This is a genomic window from Micromonospora alfalfae (assembly GCF_022230925.1).
Lineage (GTDB): Bacteria > Actinomycetota > Actinomycetes > Mycobacteriales > Micromonosporaceae > Micromonospora > Micromonospora alfalfae.
The window spans coordinates 392206-407750 of record NZ_JAKKFH010000008.1; the positions used below are offsets into that span (position 1 = coordinate 392206).

The 15545-nt window shown below is 70.1% G+C and carries 15 protein-coding genes; 7 read left to right on the top strand and 8 right to left on the bottom strand.

Going from position 1 to position 15545, the window contains the following annotated elements:
• The first annotated feature begins 169 nt into the window (after positions 1-169).
• On the top strand, positions 170-1468 hold the full coding sequence (locus tag MED01_RS08480) for an NAD(P)/FAD-dependent oxidoreductase (RefSeq protein ID WP_238667950.1): 1299 nt from the start codon (positions 170-172) through the stop codon (positions 1466-1468).
• 131 nt (positions 1469-1599) lie between these two features.
• On the opposite strand, the gene MED01_RS08485 is transcribed toward MED01_RS08480, so the two are convergent.
• From MED01_RS08485 to MED01_RS08510, 6 genes are all read right to left on the bottom strand, one after another.
• On the bottom strand, positions 1600-1836 hold the full coding sequence (locus MED01_RS08485; protein WP_238667951.1) for a hypothetical protein: 237 nt from the start codon (positions 1834-1836) through the stop codon (positions 1600-1602).
• Between the two features lie 70 nt (positions 1837-1906).
• Positions 1907-2089, bottom strand: a complete 183-nt coding sequence (locus tag MED01_RS08490) for a ribonuclease (protein WP_112588640.1) — start codon at positions 2087-2089, stop codon at positions 1907-1909.
• Between the two features lie 94 nt (positions 2090-2183).
• The gene (locus MED01_RS08495) at positions 2184-2567 is read right to left on the bottom strand and encodes a VOC family protein (protein ID WP_238667952.1); all 384 of its coding nucleotides are present in this window, start codon (positions 2565-2567) and stop codon (positions 2184-2186) included.
• A gap of 108 nt (positions 2568-2675) precedes the next feature.
• Complete coding sequence (locus tag MED01_RS08500) at positions 2676-4334, bottom strand: thiamine pyrophosphate-binding protein (protein WP_238667953.1); 1659 nt, start codon at positions 4332-4334, stop codon at positions 2676-2678.
• An 11-nt stretch (positions 4335-4345) separates the two neighbouring features.
• A complete protein-coding gene (locus tag MED01_RS08505) occupies positions 4346-5107 on the bottom strand; it encodes a cyclase family protein (RefSeq protein WP_238667954.1) in 762 nt (253 codons plus the stop codon).
• A gap of 118 nt (positions 5108-5225) precedes the next feature.
• Positions 5226-5663 (bottom strand): ATP-binding protein, encoded by a 438-nt coding sequence (locus tag MED01_RS08510; RefSeq protein ID WP_238667955.1) that lies wholly within the window; start codon positions 5661-5663, stop codon positions 5226-5228.
• A gap of 194 nt (positions 5664-5857) precedes the next feature.
• Here MED01_RS08510 and MED01_RS08515 point away from each other — a divergent pair, with 194 nt between their 5' ends.
• Positions 5858-7078 carry a PP2C family protein-serine/threonine phosphatase gene (locus MED01_RS08515; RefSeq protein WP_238667956.1) on the top strand — a complete coding sequence of 407 codons (1221 nt, stop codon included), beginning with the start codon at positions 5858-5860 and terminating at the stop codon, positions 7076-7078.
• 228 nt (positions 7079-7306) lie between these two features.
• Positions 7307-8056 (top strand): GAF and ANTAR domain-containing protein, encoded by a 750-nt coding sequence (locus MED01_RS08520; RefSeq protein ID WP_238667957.1) that lies wholly within the window; start codon positions 7307-7309, stop codon positions 8054-8056.
• Between the two features lie 127 nt (positions 8057-8183).
• On the opposite strand, the gene MED01_RS08525 is transcribed toward MED01_RS08520, so the two are convergent.
• The gene (locus MED01_RS08525) at positions 8184-8999 is read right to left on the bottom strand and encodes a SigB/SigF/SigG family RNA polymerase sigma factor (protein ID WP_238667958.1); all 816 of its coding nucleotides are present in this window, start codon (positions 8997-8999) and stop codon (positions 8184-8186) included.
• Between the two features lie 504 nt (positions 9000-9503).
• Between MED01_RS08525 and MED01_RS08530 the strand changes: the two genes are divergently transcribed.
• From MED01_RS08530 to MED01_RS08545, 4 genes are all read left to right on the top strand, one after another.
• A complete protein-coding gene (locus MED01_RS08530; protein WP_238667959.1) occupies positions 9504-10613 on the top strand; it encodes a zinc-dependent alcohol dehydrogenase in 1110 nt (369 codons plus the stop codon).
• An 18-nt stretch (positions 10614-10631) separates the two neighbouring features.
• Entirely contained in the window at positions 10632-11210 is a 579-nt protein-coding gene (locus MED01_RS08535) for a hypothetical protein (protein WP_238667960.1), read from the top strand.
• A gap of 257 nt (positions 11211-11467) precedes the next feature.
• Positions 11468-12715: a serine/threonine-protein kinase gene (locus MED01_RS08540; protein ID WP_238667961.1), complete on the top strand. Its 1248-nt coding sequence runs from the start codon at positions 11468-11470 to the stop codon at positions 12713-12715.
• Positions 12716-12799: 84 nt separating this feature from the next.
• Complete coding sequence (locus tag MED01_RS08545) at positions 12800-14575, top strand: substrate-binding and vWA domain-containing protein (RefSeq protein ID WP_238667962.1); 1776 nt, start codon at positions 12800-12802, stop codon at positions 14573-14575.
• Between the two features lie 132 nt (positions 14576-14707).
• Here the strand turns inward: MED01_RS08545 and iolB are convergent, their stop codons facing one another.
• A complete protein-coding gene (gene iolB / locus MED01_RS08550) occupies positions 14708-15532 on the bottom strand; it encodes a 5-deoxy-glucuronate isomerase (protein ID WP_238667963.1) in 825 nt (274 codons plus the stop codon).
• Positions 15533-15545 lie beyond the last annotated feature (13 nt).

A 15545-nucleotide genomic window follows, 5' to 3' on the forward strand; every position in this document is an offset into this window, starting at 1 on the left:
GCCGTGCCGGCACCCGAGAGCCGCCGGCACCGACCGCCTTCCCGACGACGGGAGGCGCAAACGACGCCCGCCGGCACCCGGTTCCAGGATTCGGACGTTTCCGCCTCCAGCGTGGGGTTACCACCTGAACGAGACGAGGAACGACAGTCGACCGTTGAGGGGAACCGTCATGGCCCGACCCAGGATCGTCATCGTCGGCGCTGGATTCGCCGGCTTCCACGCCGCCCGCCGGCTGGCCGGCGTCTCGCGCGGGGCCGCCGACGTGGTGCTGGTCAACCCGACCGACTACTTCCTGTATCTGCCGCTGCTGCCGGAGGTTTCCGGCGGCGTGCTCGACCCACGCCGGGTCACCGTGTCACTGGCCGACACCCTGCCCGGGGTGCAAGTGGTCCTCGGTGAGGTCGACGGCATCGACGTCGACGGCCGGACCATCTCCTACGTGGACCCGGAAGGCCGCACCAGCCGGTTGTCGTACCACCGCCTCGTCCTGGCCGCCGGCAGCGTCAACAAACTGCTGCCGATTCCCGGAGTCGCCGACCACGCGCACGGCTTCCGCGGCATCCCGGAGGCGGTATACCTGCGGGAGCGGCTGATCCAGCAGATCGAACTGGCCGACGCCACCGACGACCCGACCGAACGGGAGGCACGCTGCACGTTCGTCGTGGTCGGCGCCGGCTATACCGGCACCGAGGTCGCCGCCCAGGGGCAGCTGTTCACCGACGAGATCGTCCGCCACCACCCGCGGCTGGACGGGATCCGTCCACGCTGGTTACTGCTGGACACCGCCGACCGGGTCCTGCCCGGCCTCGCCGCCCGGATGTCGCGGGCAGCCGAGCGGGTGCTGCGCGAGCGCGGGATCGAGGTCTGCCTGGGCACGTCGGTCACCGAGGCCACCGCCGACGGGGTTCAGCTCTCCGACGGCCGCTTCCTGCCGTCCCGGACCCTGGTGTGGTGCGTCGGGGTACGACCCGACCCGCTCGTCGAGGCCACCGGACTGCAGACGACCCGCGGGCGGGTCACCGTCGACGAGTACCTGACCGTGCCCGGCCACCCGGAGATCCTGGCCTGCGGCGACGCCGCCGCCGTACCCGACCCGGCCCGACCCGGTGAGATCACCCCGATGACCGCCCAGCACGCCGTGCGACAGGGCCGGTTGGCCGCCGACAACATCGCCGCCTCCTACGGGGTCGGCCGACGCCGCCCGTACCGGCACCGTGACCTGGGCTTCGTGGTGGACCTTGGCGGGTGGCAGGCCACCGCGAACCCCCTGCACATACCCCTGTCCGGGCTACCGGCCCGCGCCGTGGCCCGCGGCTACCACCTGCTGTCCCTGCCCGCCAACCGCGCCCGCACCGCCGCCGACTGGCTCTTCGCCGCGATCGGATCCCGACCGAGCGTGCAACTCGGCCTCGTCCCCGACGCCGCAGTGCCCCTGGACACCGCCGCCCCGGAACTCAACCGCCGCTGACCTGCCAGGGGGCCGGTGCGTACCGCCAGCTGGTGCCCACGGCGAGAGGTGCCAGTCGGTCCGCCTGGAGAGGGAAGCCGCCCCGCCGCCCGGAGGGGTGGCGGGGCGGGCCGATCTGGCACCTCGTCGGGTCACCCGCCGTCGGCGGCGCGGTCACGGTCGGCCTGCGCGTCCGCCGCGCCGGTCGGCACGCCGTCGCCGTCGCGGGCCACGTGGGACAGGTCCACGTCGGCACCGGTCCGGGCGGCGTCCGCCTTCGCGTCGTCCGCGCCGATGATCTCCCCGGCAGGGCCGGCGTCCGCGCCGTCATCGTCGATCAGCCGTCCGGCGGCTGCCAGTCCGATCGGTACGTACCTGGGATCGGTCATCTCGTCCTCCTCGGGGTTTTTGCTCGCCCCCTACCGCTACCCCGAGGTACTTCCCACACACCCCGGCCCGCTACTCCTCCGGGACGCGCGGCCCGACCTCGCCCCGCCTCAGGTGCTCCGCGTTGCGGTCGGCCTCGCTGTCGGCGTTCGCGGCCCCGGAGCCGGGATCCGTCGTTCGGCGCCCCTCGGCGTCCTGATACACCGCGCCGGTCTCGAGGGCTCTCTCCTGCTGACTCTGCTCAGGCGTAGTCATGAATCCTCACCTACCCTCCGGCTCCACCAGCAAACGGTCCCGCCGGTGCTGCCCGATCGGCCGGCCGCAGCGCTGCCGCGACAGTGATCATGCATCACGCGACGCAGAACTCGTTGCCCTCGGGGTCAAGCATGACGACGTGCCCGAGGACATCGCCGTACCACTCCTCGCGGACAACCGTCGCGCCGGCGGCAACCAGATCGGGCACCTTCTGCCGGATCAATCGGGCGCGCTCGGCCAGATCCCCGGAGCCCGGACTGGCCACCCGGATATCGATGTGCACACGGTTCTTGGCGGACTTTCCCTCGGGGACCTTCAGGAAGCTGATGGCAGGACCCCGACCGTCCGGATCGACGATGGACGCGTTGTCGGGCTCGTCGAAACCGGGTTCCTTGACGTAGCCGAGGGCCAACGCCCAGAAAGCGGCGATCCGCTGGGGGTCGTCGGCATCGCATCCCAGGGTCCAAGGAGTGGCCACCGCGCCAACGTACGTCAGCTATGAAACCCTGTCACCGACCTGACCGGGCGTTGCCCGGCTGCCGCCCGGAAGCGCGGGGGCTGGCCCGCCCCTAGGTAAGGCGGTGGCCTAGTGGCCACGGAACGCCTCCTCCAACCACCAAGAGCCCCGCGCGGCGCAGACCTTGGCGTCGACCACGAGCGGCCGGGTACGGGGACCAGCGAGCCAGTGGCGTACCGGCCCGAAGTCGTCGGCGGTCCGGACCGTCAACCCGTCGCAGCCGTAACCACTGGCGATCGCCGCCAGGTCGGTCTCGGGAAAGGTGACCGTCTCCAACGGGTACCCGTCCGGGCCGAAGTGGTGCACCTCCGCGCCGTACGCCGCGTCGTCGTAGATCACCACGAGCAGGGGTAGCGCCAGCCGGACGGCGGTGACCAGTTCGGTCGCGGACATGACAAAGCCACCATCGCCGACCGCGGCGACGGTGAGCCGGTCCGGTCGGGCGACCGCCGCGCCGAGCGCGCTGGCCAGACCGAGCCCGACGGACTGGAACGCCTGGGTGAAACAGAATCCGGCCACGTCCGGCACGTCGAGCCACATCGACGGGTAGCCCATGAAGTTGCCGGAGTCGACCACCACCGTCCGGTTGGACGGCAGCAGGTCGTCCAGTGCGGTCGAGAACGTTCTCGGGTCGATCGTCGCCGGGACGCCGGCCCGCGCCGACGTGCTCTCGTCCCGGTAGGGGACAGTCCGCCACCGGCCGTGGTCGCGGATCCGTTGTGCCAGCTCCGGCGTACGCCACAGGCCGGTGGTGGCGTTCCCGGGTCCGGTGGAGCCGACGCCCAGCCGAGTGAGCACCGCCTCGGCGACCGCCGATACCTCGCCGGCCACCGTCAGATCGACCGGGCGGTTCACCCCGAACACGGCCGAGTCGTGGTCGACCTGCACGACGACGGCGGCGGGCGGGATCAGTTCGCCGTGCCGGGTGGTCCACATGTTCAGCGTGCTGCCCCACGCGACGACCAGGTCCGCCGCGCCGATCAGCTCGGCGGCGAGCGGGGTGGCGAAGCCGCCGGCCACGTCGAGGTTCCAGGGGTTCCCGGCGAACAGCCCCTTCGCCGCGGCCGAGACCGCGAGCAGCGCGCCGCACGCGTCGGCAAGCCGGGTCAGCGGTTCCCGGGCCGCCCGGGCGCCCCGACCGGCGATGAAGACCGGTCGACGGGCGGCCTGGATCGCGGCCAGCAACGGCTCGATGTGTGGGGCGGTGACCGGGGTCGACGCGACCGTCGGGACCGGGCCGGACCACGCTTCGGTCACGGCATCCTGCACCTCCAACGGGAGGCCCAGCACCACCGTCGCGCCCCGGGCGGCGGCCCGGTACGCCGCGCCCGCGTCCTCGGCCGCGTGCGTCGCGCGTACCCGGTGGAAGTCGGCCCCGACCGCGGCGGCGAGCGCCGGCAGATCGATGAAGAAGTTCGACAGCGGCGCGGTCGCCTCCGGGGCCAGGACCACGATCGGGGTACGGCTCTTCGCGGCCTCGGTGAGGCCGGTCAGCGCGTTGGTGACGCCTGGGCCCTGGTGCACCGAGAGCAGTCCCACAGTTCCGGCGGTGCGGGCGTACCCGTCGGCCATGCTCGCCGCGCCGCCCTCGTGGGCCGCTGCCACGAACCGGGCGCCGGCCGCGACGAGCGCGTTCGTGACGTGGAAATTGCCACTGCCGACCACCCCGAAGACGTGCCGTGCGCCGTGTCCGTACAGGACCCGCCCGACCACCTCGGCTACCCGCATCGGTTGTCGGCCTACCGTTCGACAAGCGCGAGGACCCGGCACGGGCTGCCCGACCCGGAGACGATCGGCAGCGGCCCGGCGATCACCACCGCGCCGGTCGCCGGCAACTGCGCGAGGTTACGGAGCTGGGTCAGGCCGTACTTGTCCTGGCCGAGCAGGAACGAGTGGCACGGGAACGGCGGGTCGAACGAGTGCGCTGCACCCGCGTCGGTCCCGACCGTCTCCACCCCGACGCCCTGGATCGGCGACTCCTCGGCCAGCCAGCGGGCGCACTCCACGGAGATGCCCGGGGTACGGCCGGCGTTGGCGTACCGCTGCGGGTCGTCGCCGTACGCGTCCCAGCCGGTGCGGTAGAGCAGCCAGCCACCGCTGGGCAGGGCGCCATGTTCCGCCTCCCATGCCTTGACGTGCTCGACCTCGAGCAGGAAGTCAGGATTGTCGGCGGCGTCGGCGGCGTGGTCGATCACCACCGCCGGGGCGATCAACTGGCTCACCGGGACCTGTGACACGTCCACGCCCTGTTGACCGGTGACCCAGTGCACCGGGGCGTCGAAGTGGGTGCCGGTGTGCTCGCCTGTGGAGAAGTTGTTCCAGTACCAGGCCGGACCTCTGTCGTCGTACCGGCTGATCTCGCTGAGCTGAAACGGCCAGGTCTGGCCGAACTGCTCGGGCAGACCCAGGATCGGGGTCTGGTCGGAGAGCGGAGCGGTGAGGTCGACAACCTGGATCCGGCCGTTGGAAAGAGCGGCGACAAACTCCTGCAGCACCGTCATGCGGCGACGGTACACCCGCTCATGTTCCACGATGGAGCACCGATCGGTGCCATTTGGCGCCCTGTCATCCACGGCGTGCCGCCCCATCCCGGTCAATCCGGGGCCGTGCCGGCGGCTGCTATCCGGAAGTACCGCCGGTGCGTGCCGCGATGCGGATGGCGGTACCCGCGGATCCGCTGTCGACGAGGAGGTAGTCGGCCATCTGCCCGACCACCCACAGGCCCATTCCGCCGGTGTCGGACAGGGGCGGTCGCTCGGCGCACGGGAAGTAGCGAGCGGTGTTGAAGCCCCGACCCTGGTCGGTGACCTCACAGGTGAGCTGACCGTCCAGGAGCAGGCGCAGGCCACCTCCGCCGCCCCCGTGCCGAATCACGTTGATCATCAGTTCGTTGACGGCGATGATCCAGTTCTGCACCTCGTCGGGGTCGAGGCCGCACCCGCGACTGAGTGCCTCGACCTCGTGTCGGACGCGATTGAGGTCGGCGAGGGTGAACGACGTCGAGAGCAGGGGCCTCCTGGCGGTGGGGGCATGGTGGTCGAGCGGTGGGTTCACCATCGGTTCCCCTCCCTGTCGGACGTGGAGCCGGTGACCTTGCCGGTGGCATGGGGATGGGTAGCTTCCCGGAACGGGTTCACCAGGCGACCATTGCAGCAATGTGACAGGGGAAGGTACATCACGTCGGAGGCACGACACCGTTGATCTCGCGCCTGATGTGACGTCGGCGGCGTGCCGGCGTCTAGGCTGCCTGGGTGGCCGATGCCGAGGTGGTGACGAACGAGGAACGGCTGCGACGTATCGAGGCGATCACCGATGCCGCCCTGTCGGGGCTGAACATCGCCGAGTTGCTCGACGAGCTGCTTGAACGGGTCCGGGACCTACTCAAGGTCGATACCGCCACCATCCTGCTGCTGGACGACCACACCGGCGAGCTTGTCGCGACAGCGGCCAAGGGCCTGGAGGAGGAGGTACGCCGCGGGTTCCGCATCCGGGTCGGACGTGGGTTCGCCGGACGAGTGGCAGCGACACGCGCGCCGGTCACGATCGATAACGTGACGCCCGACGACGTGGTCAACCCCGTCCTTCTCGTCACGGGCATACGTGCCCTACTGGGCGTGCCCATGCTCGCCAACGGCAACCTCGTCGGCGTGCTGCACGTCGGCTCCCTGGCCCTGCGGCGATTCGGCCCCGAAGACGTGAAGCTGTTGCAGCTCGTAGCCGATCGCGCCAGCCTCGCAGGTCAGGCCCGAGCACAGGCCCTCGACCGGCAGGCAGCGCTGGCCCTGCAACACAGCCTGCTACCCGGCCGGCTACCCGACATCTCCGGCCTGGACATGGCCGCCCGGTACGTGCCCGGCCACGACCTGGGCATCGGCGGCGACTGGTACGACGTGTTCACGTTGCCCTCGGGCTGGCTCGGTGCCGTCATCGGTGATGTCTCGGGCCACGGGCTGCCATCCGCCGTCGTCATGGGACGCATCCGCAGCGCGCTACGCGCCTACGCTCTCGATTCCGTCGATCCCGCTGTGGCGCTGACCTCCCTCGACCGCAAGATCCACCACTTCGAAGCGGGCACCCTCACCACCGCCGTCTACGCCCTGATCACCCCCGACCGCACGAGGGTGCACCTCTCCTCCGCAGGCCATCTACCACCGCTGCTGGCTGTCCCCGGCCATCCCACCCAGCCCGTCAACCTGACGGTGGACCGGCCACTCGGTGTGGGCCGACCATCAACCAATCGCCGCACCACCGTTCTGGACCTACCGCCGGGCGCGGCGCTCGTCTTCTACACCGACGGACTGGTTGAACGCCGCAGCGAGCTGATCGACACCGGCATCGAGCGCCTCGCCGACGCCGTGCGGTCGGGGCCAGCCGAGGCGTTGTGCGACCACATCATGGCCACCACCGCGGAGGAGCACCCCAACGACGACATCGCCCTACTGGTCATCGGCCGCCAACCACCATCGGATTAGGCCAATCGGGCCGCTGATCCGGATCTACTACGAGAACCGCTGGCAACCGTTGTCGGAGAGGTCGACGCCTACCGGGTCGACGCCCACGGGTGCCAGCTGGCTGTGCTGGGCGCGAACGGCACCGTCCGGCGACTCCTGCGGATCACTGGGCTCAGCTGGCTGCTCCGATGATGCGTAAATTGACCTCCTCGGGGCACTGGACCAACGACCACCGAAGGAGATTTCTTGATGGCGACGCCACCGTATTCACCGCCTGGATCCCGACGGGAAGTACGCGGCTCGCTCGCGGAGGCTCTGGTCAGTCTCGCCGAGACCCCGAGCGACGCGTCGTTGACCGATGAACTGTTGCAACGGATCGTGCAGCTGACCGCTGACCTCGTCGCCCCGGCTAGCTATGCGTCGGTCACCCGGACGTGCGACGACGCGCCAACAACGGTCGCCATGAGCAGCGAGATCGCACTCGCTGTCGACCTTGCCCAGTACGCCGACCAGACCGGGCCGTGCCTGGACACGCTCGACGCCGGTGTGCCCATCGCCGTGCCGGACATCGCGGCGACCATGGCCTGGGCCGGGTTCCGCGAGGCGGCGCTGAACCTGGGTCTGCGAGCATCGCTGTCGATCCCGCTGTTCGCCGGTGCCGGCGTGTCCGTCGCCGCGCTCAACCTCTACGGTCATGATCCCGACGCGATGGCACCGCTGATCGCCCGAGTCTCGACGGTGTACGACCCGGAGCGCACCCACGCCCGAGCCTCGGACCCACCGTCGTCGGACCCGGGCACCGAGGAACTCGTCAGCGGGCTCGTCGAGGCCTTCGCCGTGCGTGCCGTTATCCAGCAGGCCCTCGGCATAATCATGCACCGGCGGCGCAGCACGGCCGAGGAGGCCTACCTGATCCTGCGGGTGAAGGCGGCCGAGACCGGCAGATCGCTCATCGAGGCCGCGACCTTCACCGGACATCACGAAAAACCCGCAACCTAGGGCGCTGGACCAGCTGCCGAGATCGCACACAGATCGGCGCCGCCCTGCCGATGCCGGTACGGCCACGGGACCGTCGACCCTGCGGCGGCCGGATCCACCGACCGCCGCAGGGGCACCGGCCTGCCCCTCAAGCGATGGCAGTGAGCTGCACCCTCAGCTTGGCCAGCGCGCGGGCAAGCAGCCGGGAGACGTGCATCTGTGACACCCCGACCTGCTCGGCGATGCCCTGCTGCGTCAAGTTGGCGTGAAAGCGCAGTGCGATGACCCTCCGCTCCCGGTCGTCAAGACACGCGAGCGCCGACACGAGAGCCACCCTCAGCTCGGCGAGGGCGAGTTCGTTGTCTTCGCCGCCGAGCGTGTCGCCCAACTCCCTGGAAGTGGTGCCATCGCCGAACGGGGTGGACAGTGAGACCGCGTTGTAGGCGCGGGCACCTTCCAGCCCTTCGAGGATCTCCTCCTCCGTGAGGTCCAGATGTCGGGCGATGTCGGCGACGGTCGGCGAGCGACCGAGCAGCTGGGTGAGGCTGTTGTTGGCCTCACCGATGGCCATCCGCCGCTCCTGCAGCCGCCGGGGAACACGGACGTCCCAGGTGCGGTCACGGAAGTGGCGCTTGATCTCCCCCACGATCGTGGGGACCGCGTAGCTGACGAATTCGATCCCACGCGACGGGTCGAACCTGTCGATCGCGTTGATCAGCCCCAGTGCCGCCGTCTGGGTCAGGTCCTCGTTCGGCTCGCCGCGGCCGTTGTACCGCCGGGCAAGGTGATGGGCCAGCGGCAGCCAGGCCTCGATGGCCCGGGCCCGGGCAGCGGGCCTGGACGGATGGCCAGCCGGCAGCGCGACCATCACGGCGAGGAGGTGGCTGGCCGGCGACTCAGGCGTGGTGCTGCGATCAGCCAGGTTGTTCGTCGGTGCGGGCCGACCTGTCGAAGTGATGGTCATCGGTTCCTCCGCTGTCCGGTGTGGGCGTCGTCGCGACCCCCGCGTGGGGAGGCCGCGTCGTGCTCAGACCGGGCGGGTCGCCAGCCGTTCGCAAACCTGTATCGATGGACATCAGGTGGCCTTCACGGCCGTTGCGGTTGCTGGCTCGTCGGTCACGTGCGGACCTCCCGAGACTCGGGATCGTGTCGGGCACGTGGCTTGACCCAGAGATGAGCCTAGAACGGTCGGCGAGGTTCTGCCACTCGTCAGCAGCCGCACCGGCCCGAGCCGGCCGCAAGGAGCGGACGAGAGGCAGCGGCACCGGCACGCAGGCTGCGGTGGGTGTCGCTCCGGCAGCGGCAGACTGAGTCACCGCTCAACCCAGCTCCCGGTTTGTCGACAAAAGACAGGGGTACCAGTTTCGCGGCGCTTCGGACGGGATCCGGAGCGGCCCATCCGCTAGCCCTCTGCTCCGGGAGGCAGTCAATGCGAGCAATGGTCTACCGCGGTCCGTACCGTCTGCGGGTGGAGGAGAAGGACCGTCCCGCCATCGAGCATCCCAACGACGCGATCATCAAAGTGACCCGTGCGGCGATCTGTGGGTCCGACCTGCACCTTTATCACGGAATGATGCCCGACACCCGGGTCGGGATGACCTTCGGTCACGAGTTCGTCGGTGTGGTCGACGAGGTCGGTCCGTCGGTGCGAAACGTCCAGCCGGGTGACCGGGTCATGGTTCCCTTCAACGTCTACTGCGGGTCGTGCTTCTTCTGCGCCCGGGGGCTGTTCAGCAACTGCCACAACGTCAACCCCAACGCCACAGCCGTCGGCGGCATCTACGGTTACTCACACACCTGCGGCGGCTACGACGGCGGTCAGGCCGAGTACGTCCGGGTGCCGTTCGCCGACATCGGCCCACGTCAGATCCCCGAGTGGATGGACGACGACGACGCCGTCCTGCTCACCGACGCGCTCGCCACCGGTTATTTCGGCGCCCAGCTCGGTGACATCGTCGAGGGTGACGTGGTCGTGGTCTTCGGTGCCGGACCCGTCGGCCTGTACGCCGCGAAGTCGGCCTGGCTGATGGGCGCCGGTCGGGTCATCGTCATCGACCACCTCGACTACCGGCTGGAGAAGGCGGCGGCGTTCGCCCACGCCGAGACCTACAACTTCGGGGTGTACGACGACATCGTCGTACACCTGAAAAAGATCACCGACCACCTGGGCGCCGACGTGGCCATCGACGCCGTCGGCGCGGAGGCGGACGGCAACCTCCTCCAGCACGTCACTGCCGCGAAGCTGAAGTTGCAGGGTGGCTCCCCGGTCGCCCTCAACTGGGCGATCGACTCGGTACGCAAGGGCGGCAACGTATCGGTGATGGGCGCGTACGGGCCGATGTTCAGCGCGGTCAAGTTCGGTGACGCGCTGAACAAGGGCCTGACCCTGCGGATGAACCAGTGCCCGGTGAAGCGGCAGTGGCCGCGCCTGTTCGAGCACATCCGCAACGGCTACCTCAAGCCCAGCGACATCGTGACCCACCGGATTCCGCTGGAGCACATCGCCGAGGCCTACCACATCTTCTCCGCGAAGCTCGACGGCTGCATCAAGCCGCTGATCGTTCCGAACCCCGCCTGACCCGATCGGGAGCCCGACATGGCCTACACAGCAGACAAGCCGAAACTGGCTGAGTCCAGCGACGAGCTGCGTGCCCGAATCCCCGGCTGGGGTGTCGACCTCGACCCGAAGGACCGGCCTTCGGTGCCGCAGGAGCGGTTCGACCCGACCCTCAACGGTGCACACTGGGAGTTCCCCGAGCGGCAGCCGGAGAAGTGGCCGAGGGAGAGGTCAATCGAGCACAAGTTCCTCACCCCGGTCTTCGGTACCTCGTGCCCACCCAAGGGCCTGTCCGGGATGATCCGCCGGTACTCCTACCGCAGGTACAGCGAGGGACGTGCCGCCCACTGGCTGCTCCTGCTCGCCGCCGACCGGGTGGACGCGGTCGAGAGCACCTTCGCTTCGTTCCTGACCCGCCATCCTGACAACCCGATCACCGAGACCGGCGTCCTGAGCGAATTCACCCACCACGGGCTCCCGTCACGGCTGGGCGGCAAGCGGGTCGACCGCTTACACCACCCGCTCGACCCGGTCCTCGTCGCCGCACCCTGGGTGCTGGCCGCGGGGGTCGCCTACCTGGCCCTCCGCCGGGTCGCCGGCCGCAGCACGCAGGACTAGGTCGGCTGCTTCGGGCAGAGCCGGGTCGAGGTCGGGTGGGGCATCGACTCCTGTGTGGTGACAGCGCAGGCGGGTACACGCCCAGCGGGGCTGGGCCGCCGAGCCGCACCGGCGACGACGCGGGTCTCACGTCCCCTGCGAAAGGGTTTCGTCGGCCTCAAACCATGGTGGAACGTCCTCGGTCGCCGACGGCCGACATGGCACGATGGCTGTGTCCTGCGCCGCCAGTGGCCGGGAACGACACTGATGGAGTCGGGATGTCGGAGCTGGCCGGCCCGCCGGTGCCAGGGTTGGCGAAACTGTGGACGCACGACCCGGTCACCGCCGGCCCGTATCGCCTGGTCGGGCGGTTGGGCGCGGGTGGGCAGGGGGTCGTCTATCTCGGTGAGGACGACTCCGGTGACCGGGTCGCTGTCAAGATGGTCAACGTCGATCTGAGTGATCCACGGGCGCGGTCGCAGTTCGTGAAGGAGATCGCCGCCGCCCGGCGGGTCGCTCCGTTCTGCACCGCGCAGGTGCTCTTCGCGGAGGTGGACGGCGAGCGGCCCTACGTGGTCAGTGAGTTCATCGAGGGCCTGACCCTGCACCGGCACGTCCGCGAGCGTGGTCCGGTGACCGGTAACGCCCTGCACCGGCTCGCGGTCGGGACTGTCACGGCGCTCGCGGCGATCCACAGTGCCGGGGTGGTGCACTGCGATCTGAAGCCGGACAACGTGGTGTTGGGCGAGGACGGTCCTCGGGTGATCGACTTCGGTATCGCCCGGGCGTTGGGCAACACCGAGACGGCGTCCAGCCGGGTCATGGGGACCACCGCGTACATGGCGCCGGAGCGGTTCCGCGACGACGCGATCGGTCCACCCTGTGACGTCTTCGCCTGGGCGGCCACGATCGCCTTCGCCGCCGGTGGTCGGCCGCCCTTCGGCACCGATTCACTCTTCGCCGTGATGCACCGGGTGCTGCACGATCCGCCTGACCTGCCGGCGATGCCCCCCGTCCTGGACGAGCTGATCCGGGAGTGCCTGGCCAAGGATCCGGCGGACCGGCCGGCGGCCGAGCGCGTGTTGGTGCGGCTGCTTCGGCAGGACGGCAGGGTCACCGAGCCGCTACGTCGGGAGAGCCTGCTGGAGGTCGGCAACGAGACCGCTGGCGCGCCCACACCGGACCATCCGCTCCCCCAGGTCACGCCGACGGCGCCCCAACCGGGCGGGACGCAGCCGCAGGTGCCGACCCAGGCCCGGCCGACCCAGCCGGCGCACCTGCCGGTGTCCGAGCCCGGCGTCGGTACGGGAGGCGGCGGCGCGTTGCGGCGGCTGCGTCGTGAGGCCGTCGACGCCTGGGGCATCTCGACAGCGCTCTTCCTCGGTTCGGTCGGCGCCGCCGCCGGCTACGTCGCGTCGAGCGCGCTCGGTCCGTCCGCCGCTGTCGGTGGGGCCGCCTTCGTCGTGGTCTACCTGGTTCGGTTGCTGGTCGCGACGGCCCTCGGGAGCCGGTCCGAGCACGGGTGACCGGTGCGCCGGGGTCGGGCTCGCCGACTGGCGCCGCATCGATAGGTTGACTGCCACCAGCCGCCCGCCGAGGAGGACGTCCCGATGGCCCCACCCGCTACGCGTGCCCGGCAGTGGTTGCCGTACACCGCCGCCGTCACCGCCGGGCTGCTGGTCATCGCCGGGGCGTTCGTGTTCGTCCGACAGCGCGAAGCGGGCAACGACTGCGCCGTCATCCTCCAGGTCAACTCCTCGACGGAGAAGGCGGCGCTGCTGGTCGACCTGGCCGAGGCGTACAACCGCGGCGACCGGTCGATCGAGGGCGGCGGCTGCGCCCGGGTGCACGTCAGCGCGTTGAACTCGGGCAAGGCAACCGAGGCGCTGGCCAGCGGCTGGACGCACACCGGTCTGCCGCAACCACAGGTCTGGCTGCCGACGTCGAGCCTGTGGACCGGCCAGCTCCGGCTGCTCGACGAGGCCGCCGGCCGGGAGTTGCAGACTCCGGACCGCTACCCGTCGATCGCCAACAGCCCGCTGGTGATCGCGATGCCGCAGCCCAAGGCCGAGCTGCTCCGCAAGCGCGGGTCGCTGGGCTGGGGAGAGATCCTGGGCCTGTCCGGGCGGGACGGGTGGGCGGACTTCGGCAAGCCGGAGTGGGGCCGCTTCACGTTCGGCAAGGACAACCCGAACCTGTCCACTTCCGGGTTGGCGGCGACCATCGCCACCTACTACGCGGCGGTGCAACGGGCCAGCGACCTGACCCGGTCCGACCTGGCCGACCCGGCGGTCACCCAGTTCGTCCGCCGGATCGAGGCCAACGTGTCGCACTACAGCGACGACTCGGTGGACCTGCTGCGCAGCCTCGCCGAGGCGGACCTGGCCGGCGGGGCGGGCAGCACCGACGACATGAGTGCCATCGTCCTGCAGGAGGAGCTCGTGGACCTCTACAACACGGGTGCGCTGAGCCCTCGGCAGGAAGGGCAGGAGCGGGGCCGCCGGCCGAACGTCCCGCTGGTCGCCGTACATCCGAAGGAGGGCACGTTCAACCTGGACCACCCGTTCGTCGTGCTGCCGTCCGCCGACGAGCGGCAACGCGCGGCGGCAACCGACTTCCAGAAGTTCCTGACCGAGGACACCCAGCAGGAGAGGTTTGCCCGCCTCGGCTTCCGGGACCATGAGCGCCGCGCCTCGGCGGAGTTGCTCGCCAGCGTCGGCGCCGAACCCAGCGGTGGGCTGAGCTACTTCGAACCGCCGGACCCGGAGGTGGTCGGCGCGATGCTGGACGGCTGGCGCACGCTCCGCAAGAAGGCCAACATCCTGATCGCCCTGGACACCTCCGGGTCCATGCTGGCGAAGGTCGGCACCCGTACCCGTTTCCAGGTGGCCTCGGCGGCGGCGGGCAAGGGCCTCGCGCTGCTCAACACCGAAGACCGGGTGGGGCTCTGGTCGTTCTCCTCGGAGACGCAGCAGCGGCCGAAGAGCCCCTATCGGGAGGAGGTCCCGCTCGGCGGGTTCGACCAGAAGCGGATCAACAGCAAGATCGCCGGATTGCCGGTCGAGGGCGGTACCGCGCTCTACGCGACGGTCCGGGCCGCACATCGAGAACTACTCGACCGGTACGACCCGGAGCGGATCAACGCGATAGTGGTGCTGACCGACGGCAAGAACGAGTACAGCCGGGACAACGACCTGGCCCGGTTGCTCGCCGAGGTTGCCCTGGACCCGCAGCGTCCGGTGAAGGTGTTCTGCATCGCCTTCGACAGGGAGTCGGACTTCGCCACCCTGGACCGGATCGCCAAGGCGTCGTCGGGCAAGGCCTTCGACGCCACCGATCCCGCCAAGATCGACGAGGCGTTCGTGAAGCTGGTCAGCAGCTTCTGACACTCTCCCTGGCGTCAGCTCGGCGTCGCGCCGCCGCCCGACCAGGCGGGTGGGTGGCGAGCGCCCTGCTGCTCTCGTCGAGCCACGTCAAGGCCCCGGACGACGACTTGGCGATGGGTCTCACCGACCTCGCTACAGGCCCAGGCCCCGCAGGGTCGGTACGGTCTGGCCCACCCAGGCGAGGTCGACGTCCTCGCGAGCGCCCTGGGTACGTTGCGTGCCGGCCAGGAACCACAGGAAATAGGTGGTGTAGCCGGGTGCGCTGACCACTGTGTGGTATCCCTCGGGCATCATCTGCATCACATGGTCACGGATGGTGACGTTCTCCTCGTACCCGTCGTCGGTGTAGACCCGGCTGATGCCGAACCCGTTCGCCGGGTTGACGCGGTAGTAGTACATCTCCTCGTGTGCGGCCTCGGCGGGCAGGTCGTCGACCTTGTGCCGGTGTGGCGGGTAGGTGCTCCAGTTGCCCGAGGGCGTGTAGGTCTCGCCGACGATGAGCCGGCGGGCGGGCAGCTCCGGCTGGGAGATCTCGGTGAGGATCTGGTGGTAGGTACGGCCGAAGTTGGCCGCCCCCCAGCGGCCGGTCGCTACCTGCTCCGGTGCGATGACGTAGGGGTCTGTGGCCAGTTCGCTGGGCGCGCTGGGTAGGGCTATCTCCACGGCGGTGACCGCCTCGACGGTCACCGGGGAGCCGGCCGGGATGTAGACCGAGTGCGGCTTGCCGGAGAAGACGTCCGGTCGTTGGCCGACCTGCGGGAAATGGTGGCCGGCGACGGTGAAGCTGGCCGTGCCACCGAGGACGACGGCCAGGATCTCCCGGTCACCGGACTCGCCGGTCCACGACTCGCCGGCCGACAGCCGCAGCAGTGTGAAGTCCAGCAGCCGGCAGGGATTGAAGGGCAGCGTGTTCCGGCCGTCGAGGGCGGGAATGGCGCAGTGGTAGCGGTAGTCCATGGTCACCTTTCGG

Coding starts and splice junctions, on each gene's coding strand:
- MED01_RS08480 (WP_238667950.1), top strand. CDS start 170: ATGGCCCGACCCAGGATCGTCATCGTCGGCGCTGGATTCGCCGGCTTC.
- MED01_RS08485 (WP_238667951.1), bottom strand. CDS start 1,836: ATGACCGATCCCAGGTACGTACCGATCGGACTGGCAGCCGCCGGACGG.
- MED01_RS08490 (WP_112588640.1), bottom strand. CDS start 2,089: ATGACTACGCCTGAGCAGAGTCAGCAGGAGAGAGCCCTCGAGACCGGC.
- MED01_RS08500 (WP_238667953.1), bottom strand. CDS start 4,334: ATGCGGGTAGCCGAGGTGGTCGGGCGGGTCCTGTACGGACACGGCGCA.
- MED01_RS08505 (WP_238667954.1), bottom strand. CDS start 5,107: ATGACGGTGCTGCAGGAGTTTGTCGCCGCTCTTTCCAACGGCCGGATC.
- MED01_RS08510 (WP_238667955.1), bottom strand. CDS start 5,663: ATGGTGAACCCACCGCTCGACCACCATGCCCCCACCGCCAGGAGGCCC.
- MED01_RS08520 (WP_238667957.1), top strand. CDS start 7,307: ATGGCGACGCCACCGTATTCACCGCCTGGATCCCGACGGGAAGTACGC.
- MED01_RS08525 (WP_238667958.1), bottom strand. CDS start 8,999: ATGACCATCACTTCGACAGGTCGGCCCGCACCGACGAACAACCTGGCT.
- MED01_RS08535 (WP_238667960.1), top strand. CDS start 10,632: ATGGCCTACACAGCAGACAAGCCGAAACTGGCTGAGTCCAGCGACGAG.
- MED01_RS08540 (WP_238667961.1), top strand. CDS start 11,468: ATGTCGGAGCTGGCCGGCCCGCCGGTGCCAGGGTTGGCGAAACTGTGG.
- MED01_RS08545 (WP_238667962.1), top strand. CDS start 12,800: ATGGCCCCACCCGCTACGCGTGCCCGGCAGTGGTTGCCGTACACCGCC.
- iolB (WP_238667963.1), bottom strand. CDS start 15,532: ATGGACTACCGCTACCACTGCGCCATTCCCGCCCTCGACGGCCGGAAC.